At 39.8% G+C, this 20,620-nt stretch carries 23 protein-coding genes and 2 pseudogenes; 24 read left to right on the top strand and 1 reads right to left on the bottom strand.

Annotation, left to right across the window (positions count from 1 at the left end; all coding sequences use genetic code 11):
* The first annotated feature begins 5 nt into the window (after positions 1 to 5).
* The 24 genes and pseudogenes from dxs to DWX73_RS00255 all read left to right on the top strand — a co-directional run bounded on the left by dxs (position 6) and on the right by DWX73_RS00255 (position 18,945).
* Positions 6 to 1,883 carry a 1-deoxy-D-xylulose-5-phosphate synthase gene (gene dxs, locus DWX73_RS00370; protein ID WP_118346159.1) on the top strand — a complete coding sequence of 626 codons (1,878 nt, stop codon included), beginning with the start codon at positions 6 to 8 and terminating at the stop codon, positions 1,881 to 1,883.
* Positions 1,880 to 2,689, top strand: a complete 810-nt coding sequence (locus tag DWX73_RS00365) for a TlyA family RNA methyltransferase (protein WP_118346157.1) — start codon at positions 1,880 to 1,882, stop codon at positions 2,687 to 2,689. Before dxs ends, DWX73_RS00365 begins: the two co-directional genes overlap by 4 nt.
* Before the next feature lie 14 nt (positions 2,690 to 2,703).
* Positions 2,704 to 3,537 carry an NAD(+)/NADH kinase gene (locus DWX73_RS00360; protein WP_118346156.1) on the top strand — a complete coding sequence of 278 codons (834 nt, stop codon included), beginning with the start codon at positions 2,704 to 2,706 and terminating at the stop codon, positions 3,535 to 3,537.
* A 4-nt stretch (positions 3,538 to 3,541) separates the two neighbouring features.
* Entirely contained in the window at positions 3,542 to 3,997 is a 456-nt protein-coding gene (gene argR / locus DWX73_RS00355; protein ID WP_118346154.1) for an arginine repressor, read from the top strand.
* A gap of 13 nt (positions 3,998 to 4,010) precedes the next feature.
* Positions 4,011 to 5,683, top strand: a pseudogene (recN, locus tag DWX73_RS00350) (DNA repair protein RecN).
* 141 nt (positions 5,684 to 5,824) lie between these two features.
* Positions 5,825 to 6,883, top strand: coding sequence for a SpoIVB peptidase (gene spoIVB, locus DWX73_RS00345; RefSeq protein ID WP_118346218.1), 1,059 nt, complete (start codon positions 5,825 to 5,827; stop codon positions 6,881 to 6,883).
* A gap of 230 nt (positions 6,884 to 7,113) precedes the next feature.
* A pseudogene (locus tag DWX73_RS00340) lies at positions 7,114 to 8,540 on the top strand (ISLre2 family transposase).
* Positions 8,541 to 8,885: 345 nt separating this feature from the next.
* On the top strand, positions 8,886 to 9,155 hold the full coding sequence (locus DWX73_RS00335) for a DUF7724 family protein (protein WP_118346217.1): 270 nt from the start codon (positions 8,886 to 8,888) through the stop codon (positions 9,153 to 9,155).
* Entirely contained in the window at positions 9,148 to 9,369 is a 222-nt protein-coding gene (locus DWX73_RS00330; RefSeq protein WP_118346152.1) for a DUF7723 family protein, read from the top strand. Before DWX73_RS00335 ends, DWX73_RS00330 begins: the two co-directional genes overlap by 8 nt.
* A gap of 3 nt (positions 9,370 to 9,372) precedes the next feature.
* Positions 9,373 to 9,651, top strand: a complete 279-nt coding sequence (locus tag DWX73_RS00325; protein WP_118346150.1) for a DUF4160 domain-containing protein — start codon at positions 9,373 to 9,375, stop codon at positions 9,649 to 9,651.
* A 189-nt stretch (positions 9,652 to 9,840) separates the two neighbouring features.
* A complete protein-coding gene (locus DWX73_RS00320) occupies positions 9,841 to 10,392 on the top strand; it encodes a nucleotidyltransferase domain-containing protein (RefSeq protein ID WP_242996496.1) in 552 nt (183 codons plus the stop codon).
* A gap of 170 nt (positions 10,393 to 10,562) precedes the next feature.
* The gene (locus DWX73_RS00315) at positions 10,563 to 11,132 is read left to right on the top strand and encodes a type II toxin-antitoxin system death-on-curing family toxin (RefSeq protein WP_242996494.1); all 570 of its coding nucleotides are present in this window, start codon (positions 10,563 to 10,565) and stop codon (positions 11,130 to 11,132) included.
* 67 nt (positions 11,133 to 11,199) lie between these two features.
* Positions 11,200 to 12,297, top strand: coding sequence for a hypothetical protein (locus DWX73_RS00310; protein WP_118346148.1), 1,098 nt, complete (start codon positions 11,200 to 11,202; stop codon positions 12,295 to 12,297).
* A 29-nt stretch (positions 12,298 to 12,326) separates the two neighbouring features.
* On the top strand, positions 12,327 to 12,800 hold the full coding sequence (locus DWX73_RS00305) for a hypothetical protein (RefSeq protein ID WP_118346146.1): 474 nt from the start codon (positions 12,327 to 12,329) through the stop codon (positions 12,798 to 12,800).
* Between the two features lie 104 nt (positions 12,801 to 12,904).
* The gene (locus tag DWX73_RS00300; RefSeq protein ID WP_118346144.1) at positions 12,905 to 13,366 is read left to right on the top strand and encodes a GNAT family N-acetyltransferase; all 462 of its coding nucleotides are present in this window, start codon (positions 12,905 to 12,907) and stop codon (positions 13,364 to 13,366) included.
* A 95-nt stretch (positions 13,367 to 13,461) separates the two neighbouring features.
* Positions 13,462 to 13,914 carry a GNAT family N-acetyltransferase gene (locus DWX73_RS00295; RefSeq protein ID WP_118346142.1) on the top strand — a complete coding sequence of 151 codons (453 nt, stop codon included), beginning with the start codon at positions 13,462 to 13,464 and terminating at the stop codon, positions 13,912 to 13,914.
* Positions 13,915 to 13,950: 36 nt separating this feature from the next.
* Positions 13,951 to 14,427, top strand: a complete 477-nt coding sequence (locus DWX73_RS00290) for a GNAT family N-acetyltransferase (protein ID WP_118346140.1) — start codon at positions 13,951 to 13,953, stop codon at positions 14,425 to 14,427.
* Between the two features lie 85 nt (positions 14,428 to 14,512).
* Positions 14,513 to 14,851: a MazG nucleotide pyrophosphohydrolase domain-containing protein gene (locus DWX73_RS00285; protein WP_118346215.1), complete on the top strand. Its 339-nt coding sequence runs from the start codon at positions 14,513 to 14,515 to the stop codon at positions 14,849 to 14,851.
* 147 nt (positions 14,852 to 14,998) lie between these two features.
* The gene (locus DWX73_RS00280; protein WP_158556801.1) at positions 14,999 to 15,517 is read left to right on the top strand and encodes a GNAT family N-acetyltransferase; all 519 of its coding nucleotides are present in this window, start codon (positions 14,999 to 15,001) and stop codon (positions 15,515 to 15,517) included.
* A gap of 62 nt (positions 15,518 to 15,579) precedes the next feature.
* Positions 15,580 to 16,491, top strand: a complete 912-nt coding sequence (locus DWX73_RS00275) for a hypothetical protein (RefSeq protein ID WP_118346136.1) — start codon at positions 15,580 to 15,582, stop codon at positions 16,489 to 16,491.
* 90 nt (positions 16,492 to 16,581) lie between these two features.
* Positions 16,582 to 17,082: a GNAT family N-acetyltransferase gene (locus DWX73_RS00270; RefSeq protein WP_118346134.1), complete on the top strand. Its 501-nt coding sequence runs from the start codon at positions 16,582 to 16,584 to the stop codon at positions 17,080 to 17,082.
* A 27-nt stretch (positions 17,083 to 17,109) separates the two neighbouring features.
* Positions 17,110 to 17,898: a class I SAM-dependent methyltransferase gene (locus tag DWX73_RS00265; RefSeq protein WP_118346132.1), complete on the top strand. Its 789-nt coding sequence runs from the start codon at positions 17,110 to 17,112 to the stop codon at positions 17,896 to 17,898.
* A gap of 13 nt (positions 17,899 to 17,911) precedes the next feature.
* Complete coding sequence (locus DWX73_RS00260; RefSeq protein ID WP_118346131.1) at positions 17,912 to 18,436, top strand: GNAT family N-acetyltransferase; 525 nt, start codon at positions 17,912 to 17,914, stop codon at positions 18,434 to 18,436.
* Between the two features lie 50 nt (positions 18,437 to 18,486).
* On the top strand, positions 18,487 to 18,945 hold the full coding sequence (locus tag DWX73_RS00255; RefSeq protein ID WP_118346129.1) for a GNAT family N-acetyltransferase: 459 nt from the start codon (positions 18,487 to 18,489) through the stop codon (positions 18,943 to 18,945).
* A 114-nt stretch (positions 18,946 to 19,059) separates the two neighbouring features.
* On the opposite strand, the gene DWX73_RS00250 is transcribed toward DWX73_RS00255, so the two are convergent.
* Positions 19,060 to 20,484, bottom strand: coding sequence for an MATE family efflux transporter (locus tag DWX73_RS00250; protein WP_118346128.1), 1,425 nt, complete (start codon positions 20,482 to 20,484; stop codon positions 19,060 to 19,062).
* Between the last annotated feature and the right edge of the window lie 136 nt (positions 20,485 to 20,620).

The following is a 20,620-nucleotide window of genomic DNA, read 5'->3' as shown; positions in this document are numbered from 1 at the left end:
CTTTTATGGTACTGGAACGTATTCAGAAAGCGAATGATATTAAACGAATCGATCCGGAAGATCTGGATCTTCTGGCAGATGAAATAAGAGAATTTTTGATTGAGAAGATCAGCCGGACAGGTGGTCATCTTGCTTCGAATCTTGGGGTTGTGGAGCTGACGATGGCGCTTCATCTGGCTTTTCGACTTCCAAACGATAAAATGATATGGGATGTGGGACATCAGTCTTATACACATAAGATTCTGACGGGGCGCAAAGCAGGATTTGACGAATTGCGTACTTATGGAGGAATGAGCGGCTTTCCAAAACGAAAAGAAAGCTCTTGCGATGCATTTGATACGGGGCACAGCTCAACTTCAATTTCTGCGGGAATCGGTTATGTGAAAGCGCGGGAACTGTTAGGACAGAAGCATTCGGTAATTTCGATTATCGGAGATGGTTCCCTGACTGGTGGAATGGCATATGAGGCATTGAATAATGCCTCGCAGTTAAAGAGCAATTTTATCATTGTACTCAATGATAACCGTATGTCCATTTCTGAAAATGTAGGAGGAATGTCACGGTATCTGAACAGTCTTAGAACAGCCGGCGCTTATACGGAATTGAAACGCCAGATTGAACAAGCGCTTCATAAATTTCCGGGAGCAGGAGACCGGGTAATGAACCAGTTGAGAAAGACGAAGAGCAGCATCAAACAGTTGTTTGTGCCGGGAATGTTTTTTGAGGATATGGGAATTACCTATCTCGGACCGGTGGATGGACATAATGTAAAAGAACTTTACAGAGTATTCTATGAGGCAAAGAAGATCAATCATGCCGTACTTGTACATGTTATTACGAAGAAAGGAATGGGATATCTTCCGGCAGAAGAACATCCGGAAAAATTCCACGGGACAGGTCCGTTTGAAATTGTAACAGGAAAAGCATTGGGTGATAAAAAAGAAGAAAGCTATACAGATATTTTTTCCAGAACAATCTGTGAACTGGGACGGGAAAAGAAAGATCTGGCAGTGATTACAGCTGCTATGGCAGATGGAACAGGTCTGTCGGCATTTCAGAAGGCGTTTCCGGATCGGTTTTTTGATGTGGGAATTGCAGAACAGCACGCAGTAACATTTGCAGCAGGACTTGCGGCGGGAGGAATTCATCCCGTGTTTGCAGTATATTCTTCTTTTTTGCAGCGCGGATATGATCAGATGATCCATGACGTATGTCTGCAGAATCTTCCGGTAACTTTCGCGATAGATCGTGCAGGTCTTGTCGGAAGTGATGGAGAGACGCATCAGGGAGTATTTGATCTGTCTTATCTCTCCCACATTCCGAATATGACTGTGATGGCGCCGAAAAACGGATCAGAACTTACAGAAATGATCCGATATGCAGTCAATTATCCGGGACCAATGGCGGTGCGTTATCCACGCGGCACAGCATATGGAGGATATGCGGAATATCATGAGCCGATTGCATATGGCAAAAGTGAAATGATTACAGAAGAAAAAGGAATTGCGGTGATTGCAGTTGGACATATGTTTGAAGTGGCAGCAGAAGTGCGAAAGCAGTTAAAAGGACTTCGCTATGACTGTACTCTTGTAAATGCCAGATTTGTGAAGCCAATGGATACGGAGATGCTGAGAAAGTTGGCAAAAACCCACCACCTTATTGCTGTCATTGAAGAAAATGTTCGGATCGGTGGTTTTGGTGAACAAGTACAAAGCTTTTTTAAAGAGGAAAATCTGGAAACAGAAGTACACGGATTTGCTATTCCGGATGAATATGTGGAGCATGGAAATGTTTCGGTATTAAGAAAAGAAGTTGGTTTATGTGCGGATACGATTGTAGAGCAGATTGTTGAGGCAGACAGAAAGCAGAGAGAAAGATCATGAAAGAAAGATTAGATGTATTACTTGTAAAAAAAGGTCTGGCAGAATCCAGAGAGAAAGCAAAAGCAGTCATCATGTCCGGGAATGTATTTGTGGATGGTCAGCGGGAAGATAAAGCCGGAACAACATTTCCGGAGACAGTGACAATTGAAGTAAAGGGGCATGCACTTCCATATGTCAGCCGGGGCGGTCTGAAACTGGAAAAAGCAATGAAACAGTTTGATGTAACGATGCAGGATAAAGTCTGCACAGATGTTGGAGCATCTACAGGTGGTTTTACAGATTGTATGCTGCAGAACGGAGCAAAAAAAGTGTTTGCCATTGATGTAGGACGAGGACAGCTTGCATGGAAGCTTAGACAGGATGAGCGTGTCGTGTGTATGGAAAAGACGAATATCCGTTATGTGACACCGGAAGACCTGGGAGAAGCAATTGACTTTTCATCGATTGATGTCTCTTTTATTTCGTTGACAAAGGTATTAGAACCGATTCGGAATTATCTGAAAGAAAACGGAGAGATTGTAGCTTTGATCAAGCCTCAGTTTGAAGCGGGACGGGAAAAGGTTGGCAAGAAAGGTGTTGTGCGGGAGAAGAGTACACATCACGAAGTCATCCGCATGATTGTTTCCTACGCAGAGTCGATCGGGCTTTCGGTGCTTGATATTGAGTATTCTCCGATCAAAGGACCAGAGGGAAATATTGAATATTTGATTCATTTGAAGAAGGATGGAAAGGGAAGCATTGCGGAAAATGTTTTAGAAAAGACGGAAGATATTGTGGAGCAGGCATTTGAAGCATTGGCCAAATAATACAGGAAAACAACATGGATAAATATATCATTATCGCAAATGAAAAAAAGGACCGTGATTTCGTAATCACGGAGCAGACGAAACAGTGTATTGAACAGTTTGGCGTTGTAGAACATATTTATTACACGACAGAATCCGGTAAAGTCAGCATTGGAGAGATTGATCCGGAAGTGCGCTGTGTATTTACGATCGGTGGAGATGGCACATTGATTCAGGCGGCGAGAAGTCTGATCGGAACAAATGTACCGATTCTTGGCATTAATCGCGGAACCTTAGGGTATCTTACGGAAGTAGATGTAAAGAATCTGGAAGAGGCAATTGCCCAGGTATCGCGAAACGAGTTTACAACAGAAGAACGAATGATGATTTGCGGGAAACTGCCCGACCGGCAGGAAGATGTGGCGTTGAATGACATTGTTGTTACGCGGCATGGATCTGTTAAGATTATTCATTACAGAGTTTATGTGAACGGAGAATTTTTAAATTCCTTTCAGGCAGACGGAATGATCGTATCAACACCTACCGGTTCTACCGCATATAATCTGTCTGCGGGAGGACCGATCGTGGAACCGACAGCAGCGCTCTTTGTCATTACGCCAATCTGTTCTCATGCTCTGAATACGAGAAGTATTGTGCTGTCAGCCAGCGACCGGATTGAGATAGAGATTGGGGAAGGACGAGGCTACGGAGAAGAACTGGCGGAAGTTGCTTTCGATGGAGCGGACATTGCATACTTGAGAACCGGAGAGCGAATTGTGATTCGTCAGGCAGATGTAACAGCAAAATTAATGAAGTTAAGCAAAGAGAGCTTTTTGGAAACATTACGAGAGAAAATGAAAGGAAATTAGCGGGATGAAGGTAGATCGACATGTGAAAATCGCAGAGCTGATCGGGAAATATGATATCGAGACGCAGGAAGAACTGGCGGATCGGTTGAATGCGGAAGGATTTCAGGTAACGCAGGCAACGGTTTCCAGAGATATCAGAGATATGAAGCTGATGAAAGTTCCTACACAGGAGGGACGGCAGAAATATTCTATGATGCATGTGACAACGATGGAATTGACTGAGAAGTATATGCGTGTGCTGAAAGACGGATATCTTTCCATGGACATTGCTCAAAATCTGATTGTAGTCAAGACGGTATCCGGTATGGCTATGGCAGTGGCGGCAGCGATTGACGAGATGAAATGGAAAGAGGTTGTCGGCTGTATTGCAGGTGATAATACGATTATGATTGTCACAAGAGATATGGACAATGCACTGGAACTGATGGAAAAGATTCGAAGAGTCGTAGAGAAGAATTAGAACAGGAGTTGGGATGTTACAAAATCTGCATGTAAAAAATCTTGCACTGATTGATGAGGCGGAAGTCGATTTTGAGCGGGGACTGAATATTCTGACCGGGGAGACCGGTGCAGGAAAATCAATTATATTAGGTTCTGTAAATCTGGCACTTGGGGGCAGATATTCTGCAGATATTTTGCGGAAGGGAGCGTCCTATGGGCTGGTTGAACTTGTTTTTACGATTAAATCAGAAGCTCAGGAACGAGCGCTTCAGAAGTTAGATGTCTATCCGGAAGATGGTGCAGTAATTCTGAGCCGCAAACTGATGGAAGGGCGCAGCACAAGCCGCATCAATGGGGAAACGGTTCCGGCAGCGAAATTAAAAGAAATTGCATCTGTGTTGATTGATATTCATGGACAGCATGAACATCAGTCTCTTCTTTATAAAAAAAATCATTTACAAATTCTGGATGAATTTGCAAAAGAGGAATTGGGCAGCATAAAGAAACAATATGAAACTTGCTATCAACTGTTTAAAGAGAAACAAAAAGAACTGGAAAAAGCTTCTGTAGATGAAGAAACACGCCGTAAAGAGGCAGATTTTCTTGCTTATGAGATGAATGAGATTGAAGCAGCGCATATTAAAGAAGGCGAAGATGAGCTTTTGGAAGAACAGTATCAGAAAATGTGTCGCAGTCAAAAAGTAATGGAGCATCTTCAGGAAGCATATCAATGCTGTTTTGGACAAGATGGAAGCGCCGGGGAACTTTTGTCAAGAAGTGCAAAAACGTTGCAGTCACTTGTAGGATTTGAAAAAAGGGCGGATGATCTGTATGATCAGATTGCAGAAATTGACAGCCTTTTGAGCGATCTGGGAAGAGAAATTGCTGAATACATGTCGTCATGGGAGTTTTCGGAAGAAGAATTTGCGGAAACAGAAGAACGACTAAATGTACTGAACCATATAAAAAATCGCTACGGAAAGACATTGGAAGACGTCAATCGCGCACTGGAAGAAAAAAAAGCCCGTCTGGATATTTTAAGCGATTACGATCTTTATCTGGAACGATTGAAAAAAGAGCTAAGAGATGCAGAAGAAACATTACAGCAGGCAGCAGAACGATTAACAACGCTTCGAAAAAAAGCAGCAAAAGAATTGACTGCGAAGATTTCATCTCATCTGTTAGATTTAAATTTCCTTGAAGTAAAATTTGAAATGGTTTTCCAGAAGTTTTCAGAGTTTACTCCAAGTGGTATTGATGATGTAGAATTTATGATTTCCATGAATCCGGGACTTCCGGTTCGCCCGCTGGCAGAAATTGCTTCCGGTGGAGAATTGTCCAGAATTATGCTTGCCATTAAGACGGTTATGGCAGATAAGGATGAGATGAAACATTGATTTTTGATGAAATTGATGTGGGAATCAGTGGAAGAACAGCGCAGAAGGTGTCTGAGAAGATGTCATATATCGGGAAAAAGCACCAGGTAATCTGTATTACACATCTGGCACAGATAGCGGCGATGGCAGACGCGCATTTTCTGATTGAAAAAACAGTAGAAGATCAGACAACGACAACTGATATTCAATTACTGAATGAAGAGCAGTCAGTGGAAGAACTTGCCAGAATTCTTGGAGGAGCAGAAATTACGGCGGCAGTACTTGAAAATGCCCGTGAAATGAAAGAATTGGCAAATCGTACAAAATAATACAGGAGTGGAATGCGAGAAATCTCCACATACTAAGACAGGTATCAGAAGATGCCTGTTTTTCTTTTTGCCTCATAAAGAGTTGAAGGAGCAAAAGAAAATATTCTGTAATTGACAAGTGCAGAAAGGGTGTGGGAAAAGATGCGAAGGAGCAGAAAGATATTTTTAGGGTTGCTTATCGCTGCAGGATTGTGTTTTGGAAGCGTATATTTGTCAGAAGCGGAAGAAAACCGTATACGACAGGAAGTAAGCGCCCAGGCAATCTCTCAGAATACGATTATCCCGGGAGGAATGCCGGTGGGACTTTATATGGAGACAGAAGGAGTACTTGTACTTGGAACTGATAAAGTTGCTTCTGCAGACGGAGAAGAAAAGGAGCCGGCTGCCAATATCGTAAAATCAGGAGATTATATTACCGGTGTGGATGACAGAGAAATCAAAAATAAGCGGGAACTGCTTGACTGTGTAAAAGATATGACCGGAGAAGAAGTAATATTGCATCTAACAAGAAATGGAGAAAAAATTGATGTAAAAATGAAGCCGGTATGTTCAGCACCGAAAGAATATAAACTGGGAATCTGGGTACGAGATAATACACAGGGATTGGGAACCATTACATTTCTTACCGGAGATGGGAAATTTGGGGCGCTTGGTCATGGAATTCACGATTCCGATACCAATGGACTATTTCATATATCAAAAGGAACACTGTATGGTACATCCATCCGTAAAATAAAAAAGGGCGAACATGGAGAACCGGGATGGATAGAAGGGGTAATTGTTTATAATAAATATAACCATCTCGGAACTATTGAAAAAAATACTGAAGAGGGGATTTATGGGACGCTGAGTAATGCAGATGAACTATTTAAAAATCTGACACCGATGCCGGCAGCGGCAAAAGAAGAAGTTAGAACAGGACCGGCTGTAATCCGGTGTATGGTTGAGGATGAGATTCAGGAATACGAAATAGCTGTCACAGAAGTGAATTTGAATTCCAGAGAAGTGAATAAAGGGTTTATGATACAGATAACAGATGAAAAATTACTTTCTGTTACAGGAGGTATCATTCAGGGAATGAGCGGCAGCCCGATTTTGCAGAATGGAAAAATTGTTGGTGCGGTAACGCACGTTTTGGTTAATGATCCGACACGAGGGTATGGGATTTTTATTGAAAATATGCTGGAAGCGGCGGAATGATAGAGGTAGATTTTGCAGAAGGAGAAATTGTTGGTACGGTAACGCATATTTAGGACAATGAGTAGAACAAGCAGGAGCAGGAAATGCAATGAGTGTTTCATAGTATTTCCTGCTTCTTAGAGTATAATTATCATTGGCAAAAATAAAGGGAAGAGATCGAAACCTCTTCCCAATCATACAGATTTATCTTATTGTTTAATTGCCGAGAAAAAACATAAGGAGTCTGTATGATGAATTCAATGATAAAGGAAAACGGCGTAACATTCAAGCAGTTGGAGAAAAATATTTATGCGTGGGTCTGTCAGATCGGCAGGGAGTTCACAAAAGAGTTCCTGGAACGGTATGACCGGATGCTGTTGGAGGACAGAGACAAAAAGAAGTACCGGAATAAAGGAGGCAGACAGACAACCGTAAAGACCGTATATGGTGAGGTGACCTATCAGAGAAATGTTTATGAAGTGACTGAGGAGGACGGAAGAAAGCGTTTTGTATATCTGCTAGACGAAACACTGGATCTGGAGCACGTGGGTTTGATCTCAACGAATATGGCGGAACTGTTGGTAAAAGGGATTACAGAACTATCTTACAGAGAATGTGCCCGTCAGGTCAGTGAGATGACTGGACAGACCATCAGTGCGATGGGCGTATGGAACGTCATTCAGGCGTTAGGGGAAAAAGTCTGTGAGGATGAAGCTGAGCTGACAGAAGAATATAAGAAAGGGCATGTGAAAGGAAAAAGAGAGGTTCCCGTTCTGTTTGAAGAAGCGGATGGAGTTTATATCAGGCTGCAGGGAAAAGACCGGAAAGAGGAAAAACAGGATAAATCAGAGATTAAGATCGGGATCGCTTATGAAGGATGGCGAAAAACCGGTTCGGATCGTTATGCGCTGGAAAATAAAGTAGTCGTTGCCGGATTTTCCAAAGCAAAGGAGTTTCAGGAATATCGGGAAGCAGCAATCGCGCAGGAGTTTAACCTGGATGAAGTAGATCAAAGAATCTTAAACGCAGACGGAGCATCCTGGATCAAGAAAGTGAAAGATAAAAGCACCTGTTTTCAGTTAGACCCGTTCCACCGGAATAAGGCTGTGAAAGAGAAAATCCATGAACAGGCTGCGAGGGATGCTGTTTTAGAGCTGATAAGAGCCGAAGAGATTGAAGAAGTATTCCGGTATCTGGAAATCTATCGAAACAGCTTAAGTGATGAGGCCGAGATTGAAGATGTAGAAGACCTGATTCGTTATTATGAGAACAACCGGGAAGGACTCGTGCTTACCAGTCTCAAAATCTCAATCTTCCAGAGCCACCGGAAGGGTTGGCATATCGGAATATGGGAACGATGGAAAACCATGTATGGAGCGTGATCGCAAAGCGAATGAAGCATGGACATAGAAGCTGGAGTAAACGGGGAGGAAATCATCTGGCGAAGATCCTGGCAAAAAAGTGCAGTGGAAAACTGCATGAAGTGACCGAACGTCTGCATCGGCCGGTATTTGAAGAAGAAAAAGTAGAAGAATTGTATGGAGCGATTCTGATGTCAGCGAAAGCGCCAAAGAAAGACGGAAAAGGATATGAATATCCGGCGATTGGGCATGTGGTTGGATTAAATGGAAAGATACAGGGGGAGAGAAAACGACTGTTGTACATGGCTGGATATTAAACTGGGACAAAACAAAAACATGCTATTTCAACAAAAAGATAAATCAAAAAGAAAGTTGCCAATGATTACTTGACAGTAACTTCCTGCTTCTTAGACTTTTTGCTGTCTGTAAAAATAAAAGTGTCTGTGTTATAATAAAATTAAATAACATTGAGTTTGGAGAATAATTGATGCTTATAAGTAAAATGGAATATATGTTGGATGAGTGATTTAGAAGTAGAAAGAATGTGTTAATGTTACCAGAGAAAAAAATATGAGGTCAGCGAGAGAAATTTGTAAGATATGTATGGAAGAAATAGAAATAGTAATAGTGGTACAAAATTTATTGGAGAGGAGATAGAGAACGTGATAAACGAAGCAGTATTAAGCAATGATAAAGAATTTACTTCTTTTATATTTAATGGATATAATATACGTTTTAAAACATCTCCGAGATTGGAGCGATATACGAAAGTGGTTGAGTGGGATCATGGATATATCGTTGTTATGGCGAAATATGAAGGATGCGATGAAGAAGAAGAATATATTGATTTAATTCCCATTCTTGATAATTTATATATTAATGCAGAAGAATTTTTGAAGCCGATTCAGAAAGTGAGGATTGAATATGTGTAATATTAAAGAAGTAGCAGATGCAGCGGAAATGATTATAAATGGATATGCATTTACAAAAGATGGTGAAAATGTAAGAGTGCTTAATTTGAATAATCCACATAAAGCAGCGTATTTAAGTAGAAGTGGAGACATATTGGAAACAAGCATGGATGATATAGAGTTGGAAATTGTATTGGAATATTATCATAAAAATCGTAAATACATGGAGGAATAATATATGCCTAAATATTATGAATATAAAGTATGTGGGTATTATTTGTATTATACCTCGCATTGTGTAATTGAAGCTATGCATGTACATGCAAGCGATAGAAAGCTTACAGAAGCAGGATCGGCAAAGTTTTTTGTGAAAAAAGATGGTGAAACAACAATAGAGAATGAAGGTCAACTGACTGATAGAGAAATCAGAATGATTCGTGAATTTATAAAAGATAACTACAAGGAAATGTATATGAAATGGGCACAAAAAAGTGACAACGGATTTTATGGAGAATAAAATATCATTGCTGATTCTGGATTTGTGGAACAGAAGAGGAACTTTTACGCATAACTGGAGCGGTATAAAAAAGCTAAAAATTAATTGCAGTCATGTTTTGGTCAATGATCCGACGAGAGGGTATGGGATTTCAAAAGTGTGTATGCTATAATGTGATTAGAAAATTTTGAATTTAACGAGGTAATCAAGATGTTAGATATTACTGTTTGGATGAAAAACTTCCTACAGACATTAGATGAGACTTTCGGAAGCCGTGTATGGTTTGTCGGTTTACAGGGCAGTTATGGACGTGGAGAAGCGATGGAGACAAGCGATATTGATATTGCTGTAATTCTGGATGAATTGTCTGCTATGGATATTCAAACCTATAATGCAATGTTAGATACCCTTCCAAATAGGGAAATGATTTGTGGTTTCCTTTCTGGGAAAGACGATATTATGAATTGGGAACCGTCTGACTTGTTTCAGTTCTATTATGACACCACACCGATGAAAGGGAGTCTTGATGAATTACTGGCAGTTATTGATGATAGTAGTGTGAACAGAGCAATCAAAATCGGTGCCTGCAACATATTTCACGGCTGTGTTCATAATATGTTGTATGAAAAGAGTGAAGATATCTTGCGAGGATTGTATAAATCTGCTTCTTTCATTGTACAGGCAATTGCTTTTAAGCAGACAGGAACTATATCAGACACCAAAAGGAATTGCTTCAAGTTGTATCTGCCGATGAACGGGTGATTGTTTCCAACTTTTTAAATTTGAAAAAAGGCGGGATGATTGAGTTCGATTTGATGTCCGAAACATTGTTGATTTGGTCGAAGAAATGGATTGCTGAAAATGATTAATCACATATTAGATGAAGGTGCAGCAGATATTGCGCGAAAAAGGGATAGAGCTGGAGAAAGAGTATGAACAAAAATGAAGTTGTAATATCGGAAAAAGAAGATAACATGAGGCGGACGGAAAATGAGTTGGACAGCAGACAGGTTCGTTCTGTAATAGAAAAATACAGCAGGGCATTAGATTTATTGGATTGTTATGATCACCAGAATATGACAAGACCTAATGGAAATCGCGCAACATATATACTTTCCTATGAGGAATGTATAGATATCATTCAAAGTATGCGATTTGGAGACGAATCGGATTTGTTTGGAAAAGAAAAAGATGATTCTTTTAAAGGGAGTATCGGAAATATTTATCAGTCATTTGCAGGAACAGAGCTTTATGAATCTTTGGAAGAAAAAGCGGCAAACCTGTTATACTTTGTAACGAAGAACCATAGCTTTCTTGATGGAAATAAAAGAATCGCTGCAACAATGTTTCTTTATTTTCTTGATAAAAATGAGGCGCTATTTGTGGATGGAGAGAAGAAAATAGCAGATGCTACTTTAGTTGCATTGACTATTATGATTGCAGAATCAAGACCGGAAGAAAAGGAAATGATGATCAGCGTTATTATGAATTGCATGTTATAATTAACAAGTATTGAATCCAAGCGAGTTTTATAACACAATTAGGATGATCGAAAGATGAGGATGATTTATGGAAAACACATTCAAGAAATTTTTACAAGAAGAAGAGGATTATTGTGCTGCTGATATGAAGCCGTCTGCAGAATCGAAATTTCCTGAATGGAAAGTTTATTATGAAGGAAATTTCTGGGGACACCATGGAAGAGATCATGCCGGAAAAGAAATTCCGGTGAATCAGCATTTTGACTGGGCAGGATATCACTGGTTTATTCCGGTGGCATATTCCTGCGGAAAAGGTCTTGTCATAGATTTTTGTATGCGTGTGGATGCCAGGAGAATACAGAATTTTATGGAAAAGTGGAAGCTAAGCTGTAAAAGTGATTTTTATGATGGTTTTACCAATGAACAGCAAATGCAGATGGAAATAGAGAATCCGTTATGTTTTCATTTTCACCCGATGTTAAAGTTAAATAATAAAGAAATGACGGTTTCGCGTGGTTGTTCTATATGTTTTAATCCGTATTTAGCAGACAAAAATGGTTATGATTTAGAAACAAAAAGGGTAGTAGAGCATTATCATTTGGATAAATCATATGGTTGGGTTATTTGCAGAAATGCTTTTCCATGGGCAAGTAAACACCGCTCAGAAATTAAGTCTCTTTCACTTATAATGGAGCAGCAGCCAGACAGAGTTTCCGGAGAACATTTTGTAGTACAGGCTCCCGGTGATAAAGTTACTTTTATCCACCCCATCAGTGGTAAGGCATTTGAACTGACGGTACAAAGTATAGAACAACAGATATTGCCAGAGAGTAGTTTGTTACCTAAACGGTGGAGGTATCCTACTTATTTTATTTCTATGAATTATACGGTCAGTCCTGAGTGGGGAAAAGAAATTATGATTCATGATTGCGCTGAAAGTGATCAACCGATGGAGAATCCTGAGTGGAACGATAAATCCAATCTGGGATCAACTCAAGGAGTTTGTTGTGTAAGTATCATTGGAGGTAACAGTGGACCAACAGCAATGATACTAGAAAATGATGCAGAGGAAAAGATTCATAGCGTTTGTTCTTCTTTGCATTTCGAATCGGTGAAGGATAACGTAGAATGGTATATTTCATATATTGTGAAGCAGTTTTCAGATGCAGTATTCACACTCATATGAAATTAAATATAGAAAAAGGAGAGATACTTATGAAAGTGCGGATTCAGACATTGTGGAAAGTTCCGGTTTTTTGCATGGTTGCTAGTTGGATTAGTTTTTCTATTACCGCCTATCTTGGAGGTTTCTTTTTTGGTGTAAAGACGGTAGATGCTGATGGCGTTACGATAGTTTCTACGGATCCTGTACGCTCAGCAATTTTCCACACAGTGATATTTCTAATTATAGTGTTAATTGGAGGTTTATGGGCCTTTCGCTCTATGACCAAAAAAGAGATTGCGGTCTCTGCCGGAATTATGTCTTCTATCTACCTTCTAATCATATTGGCACAGAGTTTGTTTCCAAACTTCCCGCTTGAGTTAAGTGTTACTCTTGCATACATTCAAAATTGGAAAGGAATGATTTCGCAATTTTTGATGAAACTGACGGACAATATTATGATTTCAGAGATTCTTTCGTCTTTTGGTCCGCTATTATTTATTCCTTTTGGAAGAAAAGAAATATAAAACTAAAATTTAAGGATGCGGAAGAAATTTTATCAAAAAACGGTCTTTTATACAATGGATTTAAAAGCTGCATATGATAAAGCTTATTGACAAGGAAAGTGCAAATGCTTCAGTATCATCGAACGACAGAAAAAGAAAAATACATGATAAGCGAATGGAAATATGAGGAACCATATTCCATTTATAGCAATATCCCTTACATGGAACAGATGAAAAATCATCGAGGGTTTGCTAATCGACAGAACAATTATTATTCGTATTATGACGGAGAAAAGCTGGTTGGTTATATTAATTTAAAAGAAACTGAATCAAATATTTTTCTGGGAGTTGGGGTGCATCCACAGTACTGTGGTAAAGGCTATGGACAGCAAATTGTTAAAATGGCCTGTGAGCTTTCGCATAAACAGTACCCGGCGAAAAAGGTAGCTATAGAAGTTAGAAGTTGGAATATAAGAGCGATCAAATGTTATGAAAAAGCCGGCTTTACTATTTCTGGCCCGCCGATAGTGCGAACTACTCCGATTGGGAAGGGAGAATTTTATTATATGGTGGAGACTTTAAAGTAAATAAACGCGAAATTTATAGAAAAGAAAAAATATGTTTTATTTTGCAGAAAAAAACAGTCAGCAAATAGTTGTATGAAATAGGAGAGGATCAAAATATGAGAGAGTATACATATATTACTTTAAGAGAAAGACCGCAACTAAAGGAACGGGCAGCTTTATGGTTTCATAATAAATGGAACGTGCCAAAGGAAGCTTATTTGGAATGTATGGAAGCGTATCTTAATAAAGAAACAGAGTATGGTTGGTATTTGTGCATGGATGGAGAGCGGATTGTAGGTGGTATGGGAGTCATTGAGAATGATTTTCACAATAGAAAAGATCTTAGCCCGAATATATGTGCAGTATATACTGAAAAAGATTGCCGGTGTCAAGGAATTGCAGGTCATTTACTTAATATGGTTGTCGAGGATATGAAATCGAAAGGAATTACACCCATTTATTTGATTACGGATCATACAGATTTTTATGAAAGATATGGCTGGGAGTTTTTCTGTATGGTGCAGGGGGATGGAGAAACTGATTTGACGAGAATGTATATTCATCGGTAAGTTGTGTTTGAATTATAGAGTGTTTTATGGAGAAAAATGATGATTACTTTGGATGAAAGATCAATAGAAACTGTTAAGATATATTATGAAAAGTCTAAGCAGCCAATTATAAAGGAGATGTTGCCGCAGAAGGCTCAAAGCATTGAAGAGGCAATTTTAGATTACAAAAAAACTCTTTTGCCATTTTCTACGAGTTATGGGCGAATAATTAAGAAAAATGGGAAATATATAGGTGATATATGGTGTTATTGTATTAACAAGGAAGAAGTTCCTAATGCGATGTTGAGTTATTGCATATTTGATACAGCATATTGGAATAAGGGAATTACAACGGAAGCGGTTCAATTATTTCTAAAAGAAGTATTTGAACGTTACAAAATAAATACGATAGGTGCATTTACTTTTTCTGATAATGTTGCTTCAATTAAAGTGTTAGAAAAAGTAGGATTCTTATTACTTGAAAAATTTGTGGAAGATGAAAGAGAGTTAAAATATTATCAATATTATTTTTAGAAAGCTTTATTGTAGAGAAAGATAACTAAATATGGAGCTCCGGCAGATTGTATTTGGGGTGGAGGTCGTGTTGGAGGTGCAGAGAATGAAAATAACTATAGAGGAACTGGAAGCTTATTTACTGAATCATTACAGCAATGACGGCATTGATCAAAGTCTCTTTATGAAGCTTGTGGAAGAGATTGGAGAAGTAGCCGAGGTTCTAAACAAAAAAGCCGGTAGAAAAGCTTCCGGTGACGAAGATCTACAGGCACAATTGGGCAATGAATTGGCGGATCTAATTCATTATGCCATAGCCATTGCTGCACTGAATGGTCTGGATATGAATGAGATCATCTTGAAAAAAGACAAAGTTGCTTCTGTAAAATATCACCATAAGATTAATCTGGAGCAGTTTATCCTGGACAAGAGAGTACAGAGATGACACCAGAACCATTTGCGGTATTGGAGTCTGTTGCCCCTTATAGAATTAATGAAGGCATGTTCAATGATATGAGTCATAGCAGACTTTTTCATTCATGTGTTTAGGGAATACAGTAATAATTTAAAATTTATGGAGAGAAAAATTGCCATGTCATTGAAAACAGAAAGACTTGTTATAAGACATATAACAGAGAATGATTGGAAAAGCATTCAGAAAATTTGGGAGGATTTTAATGCTTCTGAATTTGCCAAGTATGATAGACCTCATAATACAGATGATGAAGCGGTTCGGGAAAGGATATTCCAATGGGCAAAAGCTAATCAAGGGTTGGAACATATGTTTTTTGCTGTTTGCCTGAACAATATAGTTATTGGGTATATTGCTTTTAACATGAGAAAAAATGGATATGAAATCGGATATTGTTTTCATTCGGATTTCCACGGAAAAGGATATGCCAGAGAAAGTCATTTGAAACTTTTTGAATATTTGCGCGGGTGTGGAATAACGAGATTTACTGCAGGTACAGCAATAAACAATGTACCGTCAGTATTATTATTGAAATCTTTAGGATTCCAGCAAATCGGAACAGAAAAGGTATCCTTTTATAAAGATTCTGCAGGAAATGATATTGTGTTTGACGGTGGAATTTTTGTACTGACTTTTTAAGATATCATGCAGCAAACAACAGATAATATAAAACTACTGATAAATGAGGTGACAAGGTAGATATGAATGAATTAAGAAAGAACATAGCATATTACCATCTTCCCGGTTTATTTGAATTCTATGAATTCTATTGTATTTTTTTGCCATTGTTTCGTGAACACAGAGAATATTTTTATGATTGGTGTGAGATAGGTTCCATATATGGAGCTCCGGCAGATTGTATTTGGGGCGGAGGCCGTGTTGGAGGTGGAGATTGCGATCCGGACAAGGTCCTGGGGCTGATGCAGGAATACGGGATTTCTGCCCGGCTGACATTCAGCAATTCTCTGCTCCGGGAAGAGCACCTTTCAGATAAGAAATGTAATCTGCTCTGCGCCTTGCTTGAAGAAAGTGGAGAAAAACGAAATGGTGTCATTGTTCATTCAGATCTGCTGTTAGACTATCTGAAAATAAATTACCCGAAACTCTATTTTGTTTCATCTACTACGAAGGTTCTGACAGAGTTCCGGCAATTTGTAGATGAAGTGAACCGAGATGAGTTTCTTTATATTGTACCGGACTTTCGGCTGAATAAAATTTGGGAACAGTTGCGTGTGTTGTCTGCGAAACAGAAGGACAAAGTAGAGTTTCTGTGTAATGAGTGTTGTTGGTTTTGCTGCAAGGACAGGAAGCAGTGCTATGAAGCTGTTAGCCGGAGAAATCTTGGAGAAAATGATTGCGAACACCGCTGTGCTGCCCCTGATGCAGGGGAAGGTTACCGGTTTTCAAAAGCAATGGAAAATCCCGGGTTTATCAGTGTGAATGATATTCAAAACAGTTACTTACCGATGGGATTTTCTAATTTTAAGATTGAAGGTCGTGGTCTGGGAAGTGCGTTGCTTCTGGAATTTTTGCTCTATTATATGACAAAGCCAGAATATCAGCTACATGTCAGAGAAAAAATCTATCTGGATAATATGTTGGATTTGTTTTAAGTATTATTTACACAGGCCTAGTATGGAATTTTTTTTTAGGATAGAAGAAAAGCATTTATATTAAATTTACAGAGAGATGGAGAAAATCAAATGGATATTTCACAGTTTTCTAAATGCTATGCAGTGCGTCGTATGAAGGAGGCAGATATCGTGGATATCTTTACATTGTGCAGCAAAAATCATTTGTTTTATCAGTACTGTCCGCCGTTTGTTACGGAAGAAAGTATTGCGGATGACATGAAAGCGCTTCCTCCGAACAAGGAGCTGTCTGATAAGTATTATCTGGGGTACTATGATGCAGAAAAATTGATTGCTGTAATGGATTTGATTAGGGCATATCCGAATGAAAACACGGCTTTTATAGGTTTCTTTATGACAGACGTATCTGTTCAGAATACCGGAATCGGAAGCGCAATTATTGATGAATTATGTTCTTATTTAACGGAAATCGGGTTTGAGCATGTTCGGCTTGGCTGGGTGAAAGGCAATCCACAGGCAGAGCATTTCTGGCGCAAGAATGGATTTACCGCAACAGGGGTTACATACGATACGGATCACTATACTGTGGTGGTGGCAGAGCGGGAATTATGATTTGAACTTTTCGGGAGGTAATGCAGTATGAATCAAATGGACTGTTTAACAAATTATTATGAAGGATATGATGAGGAAGGCCGTCTCGTATCAAAGCATGGAATGGTAGAGTATATCACGACGATGAAATATATTGAGAAATATCTTGAACCGGGGATGCGTATCCTGGAGATTGGGGCAGCAACCGGGCGTTATAGTCATGCTTTGGCGCAAAAAGGTTATCAGGTGGATGCGGTCGAATTAGTAGAACATAATATTGAGATTTTTAAGAAGAATACAATCGAAGAGGAACCGGTCACGATCACACAGGGCAACGCGATGGATTTGTCTGCTTTTGCAAGTGATACGTACGATATTACGCTTCTGCTTGGTCCGATGTACCACTTATTTACAACAGAAGATCAGTTAAAAGCATTATCAGAAGCGATCAGGGTAACAAAGAAAGGCGGGATTATTTTTGCTGCATACTGTATGGGGGATGCGAGCATTTTATCCTATGGATTTATCCGTGGGGAGATTTACAATATTATCGAGAAATGTAACATCAACACGGAAACATTTGCTGCGTTTTCAAAGCCATGGGATATATTTGAGCTGTATCGAAAAGAAGATATTGATAAGCTCCGCTCAAAATTCCATGTGACATCGCTGCATTTTATCGCAGCAGACGGATACGCAAATCATATGAGAGAAACCGTAGATCAGATGGATGACCGGATGTATGAACTTTATTTAAAATATCATCTTGCAACTTGCGAGAGGCAGGATATGATTGGGTATTCACACCATACACTGGACATCTTCAGAAAAGAATAAAGGAGAAACCTAAATGGAAATTGAAAGGATAAATGAATATCAGGACGAATGTTTTCCTCAAGCAGTCAAAGAGGAAGAAAAGAAAGTCCGCAAGGTGGATGATAAATTATTTCTGATACCGTATTATCCGAACGAGGAGACGGCGCTTGCGTGGTATCAGAATCTGGAACTTTGCAGACAGGTAGATAATATTGATCATGTGTATTCGCTTGAACGGTTAAGAGCGATGTACAATTATCTGGATACACACGGAGACTGTTATTACATTCAGTATGAGGGAGTCCTTGTGGGGGATGTGACGCTTCAGGAGAATGCAGAACTGTCGATTGTTGTCTGTAAGGAATATCAGAACAGACATATCGGTCGCAAATGTATTGAAAATATGGTCGCCCTGGCAAAGGAAAAGGGAATAGATAAAGTAAAGGCAAATATTTATTCATTCAATACGCAAAGTCAGAAGATGTTCCAGTCTCTAGGATTTCAGAAGACGGGTGAAGAAACGTATGAACGAATCATAGGGAAGAGCGGCTGTAAATAGTTTTTTAAATATGATAAGATTATTCCAAATGAAAAAGGAGAGTAGACAATATGCAGGTATTGCAGATGGAAGATAAAAACAGGAAAAAAGAAATTACGAGAGCAATTCTGGAAGCGCTTCCGGAGTGGTTTGGAATCGAGCGGGCGCGAGAGGAATATATTAAGTCGAGCGCAGAAAATTTATTCTGGGCAGCATTTGACGGAGAAAAGCCGGTTGGATTTTTGTATCTGAAAGAGACGGGGAAGGATACTGTCGAGCTGTATGTGATGGGCGTTTTGAAAGATTATCACCGAAAGGGAGTTGGAAGCGCTCTTTTTAAACAGGCCAGAGAGGTAGCAAAAGAACACGGCTATTCATTTATTCAGGTAAAGACTGTGCAGATGGGAAGATATGAAGAATATGACGCTACAAATAGATTTTATCTGTCGCTTGGATTCCGGGAATTTGAAGTATTTCCGACGCTGTGGGATGAGTGGAATCCGTGTCAGGTGTATGTGATGGGATTATAAAAGTACCAGCATGACAGCTGTCCGTGCATGATGACATCAGGTCAAAATGTATGGCAGCTATTATGCTGGTATTTTTTTAATGCTTTCAGTTTCTTAGGTGTGATTTCTCCTGTATTATGAAATCGCCTTATGCTGTTTCGCGTGGAGTTCCTGGCGGAATGCCTCAACGGTACGCCGGCCTTCCTCGGTCACAGGTTTGATCCATTTTCCGGTTCGCGTGTACCACAGTTCAAAAATGAGCCGGATGATCTCATCTGTGTAAACGAAGGAGAAGACCACGAGAAATGGGAGGTGCAGTACCATTCCGGCGATCCATGTTGCTGGAACACTGATGAGGAAAAGACAACTGATTTCAAGTACTGTACCAAAGACAGACTCTCCTCCGGCGCGGAAGCAGGAATTCATAATATAATTACATGTCCGGATTGTTCCGGCGGCAAGGTAGATTAAGAGCATATATTTTCCGTAGAACATAGCTTCTGCGCCAAGTCCGAATAGTCCGAGCAGAGGTCTGTTTAAGAGAAGGCATGTCAGTACAATGATAAAAGTAATTGCCGGGCAAAGGATGGAGAAACCTTTGACATACTGGTAGCCTTTCATATGATGCCCGGAGCCGACTTCTTTGCCGACGACAACGGTACTTGCATCGGCAAGTCCGCCAAAGAAAGCAAAGACGAATCCTTCCAGAACACGGAATGCAGCCATTGCGGCAATGGCAGAGGAAGATTGATGTCCGATAACAATGTTGATCAACATCTGTCCGATTCCGTAAAAGAGCTCATTTAAAATAATTGGAAAACATTTTTTCAGATACATTCCGGCAAATCCATTTTTCCAGTGGAACATTTGTGACAGTTTCAACTGAATCGTGCTGTGGTCTTTCAAAAGAAAAACAAGCAGAATGATAAGATTGACTATGCCGGAAACGAGTGTTCCAACAGCAGCTCCGGCCGGCCCCATTTTCGGCATTCCAAAGCGTCCATAGATTAAGATAAAGTTCAGCACAAAGTTGACAACCAGAGCAACCGCTGAGCTGACTAAAGGTATTTTCACACGTTCTGTAGAGCGCATGAGAAAGCTGACGAGTACCGCAAGTACCTGAAGCGGATAAGCAAATCCAACAATTCTGATATAAGGTACTGCTAGTTTTATAATGTCTGTCTTATCAGTATAGATTCCGAGAAGGAAATTTGGACAGGTAATTGCGACGCAGCCAAACAGAAGTGATACTGCGAGCATATACAATAAAGACATGCCGAACGTCCGATTAATTCCTTCCTCATTTTGAGCGCCCCAGTATTGGGAGAAGAATAGAAGCGCGCCTCCTGCAAAACCAAAATAGCAGGAGAAGAATAGAGAAGAAATCTGGGAACAGATTCCGACAGCGGCAACGGCAAGTTCTCCCTGACTTCCGATCATAATTGTGTCTACCATGCTAGCGGTTGTTGAAAGGAAATTCTGAAAAGCAATCGGAAGTGCAATTGCGACAACAAGACGGATAAAAACTTTCCAGTCAATCTGATGCTTAACTTTTATCATAACAAACCTCCTGTGATAAAATGATTCCGCAAAACAGGACCTTTAGAGACTGCTGTGTAAGCGCTCAAAGGTCCTGTTTCTGTGATGATTCCTATACTAACATTTTCCGAAAAGGAAATCAAGAGGTGCATAAATA

This window comes from Coprococcus sp. AF21-14LB, assembly GCF_003458885.1.
Classification (GTDB): domain Bacteria; phylum Bacillota; class Clostridia; order Lachnospirales; family Lachnospiraceae; genus UBA9414.
This window is presented reverse-complemented; position numbering and strand designations above follow the sequence as displayed.

Coding starts and splice junctions, on each gene's coding strand:
- DWX73_RS00365 (WP_118346157.1), top strand. CDS start 1,880: ATGAAAGAAAGATTAGATGTATTACTTGTAAAAAAAGGTCTGGCAGAA.
- DWX73_RS00325 (WP_118346150.1), top strand. CDS start 9,373: ATGCCTAAATATTATGAATATAAAGTATGTGGGTATTATTTGTATTAT.
- DWX73_RS00330 (WP_118346152.1), top strand. CDS start 9,148: ATGTGTAATATTAAAGAAGTAGCAGATGCAGCGGAAATGATTATAAAT.
- DWX73_RS00305 (WP_118346146.1), top strand. CDS start 12,327: ATGAAAGTGCGGATTCAGACATTGTGGAAAGTTCCGGTTTTTTGCATG.
- dxs (WP_118346159.1), top strand. CDS start 6: ATGGTACTGGAACGTATTCAGAAAGCGAATGATATTAAACGAATCGAT.
- DWX73_RS00300 (WP_118346144.1), top strand. CDS start 12,905: ATGCTTCAGTATCATCGAACGACAGAAAAAGAAAAATACATGATAAGC.
- DWX73_RS00280 (WP_158556801.1), top strand. CDS start 14,999: ATGTCATTGAAAACAGAAAGACTTGTTATAAGACATATAACAGAGAAT.
- DWX73_RS00310 (WP_118346148.1), top strand. CDS start 11,200: ATGGAAAACACATTCAAGAAATTTTTACAAGAAGAAGAGGATTATTGT.
- DWX73_RS00255 (WP_118346129.1), top strand. CDS start 18,487: ATGCAGGTATTGCAGATGGAAGATAAAAACAGGAAAAAAGAAATTACG.
- DWX73_RS00285 (WP_118346215.1), top strand. CDS start 14,513: ATGAAAATAACTATAGAGGAACTGGAAGCTTATTTACTGAATCATTAC.
- DWX73_RS00360 (WP_118346156.1), top strand. CDS start 2,704: ATGGATAAATATATCATTATCGCAAATGAAAAAAAGGACCGTGATTTC.
- DWX73_RS00270 (WP_118346134.1), top strand. CDS start 16,582: ATGGATATTTCACAGTTTTCTAAATGCTATGCAGTGCGTCGTATGAAG.
- argR (WP_118346154.1), top strand. CDS start 3,542: ATGAAGGTAGATCGACATGTGAAAATCGCAGAGCTGATCGGGAAATAT.
- spoIVB (WP_118346218.1), top strand. CDS start 5,825: ATGCGAAGGAGCAGAAAGATATTTTTAGGGTTGCTTATCGCTGCAGGA.
- DWX73_RS00275 (WP_118346136.1), top strand. CDS start 15,580: ATGAATGAATTAAGAAAGAACATAGCATATTACCATCTTCCCGGTTTA.
- DWX73_RS00250 (WP_118346128.1), bottom strand. CDS start 20,484: ATGATAAAAGTTAAGCATCAGATTGACTGGAAAGTTTTTATCCGTCTT.
- DWX73_RS00320 (WP_242996496.1), top strand. CDS start 9,841: ATGTTAGATATTACTGTTTGGATGAAAAACTTCCTACAGACATTAGAT.
- DWX73_RS00295 (WP_118346142.1), top strand. CDS start 13,462: ATGAGAGAGTATACATATATTACTTTAAGAGAAAGACCGCAACTAAAG.
- DWX73_RS00265 (WP_118346132.1), top strand. CDS start 17,110: ATGAATCAAATGGACTGTTTAACAAATTATTATGAAGGATATGATGAG.
- DWX73_RS00290 (WP_118346140.1), top strand. CDS start 13,951: ATGATGATTACTTTGGATGAAAGATCAATAGAAACTGTTAAGATATAT.
- DWX73_RS00315 (WP_242996494.1), top strand. CDS start 10,563: ATGAACAAAAATGAAGTTGTAATATCGGAAAAAGAAGATAACATGAGG.
- DWX73_RS00260 (WP_118346131.1), top strand. CDS start 17,912: ATGGAAATTGAAAGGATAAATGAATATCAGGACGAATGTTTTCCTCAA.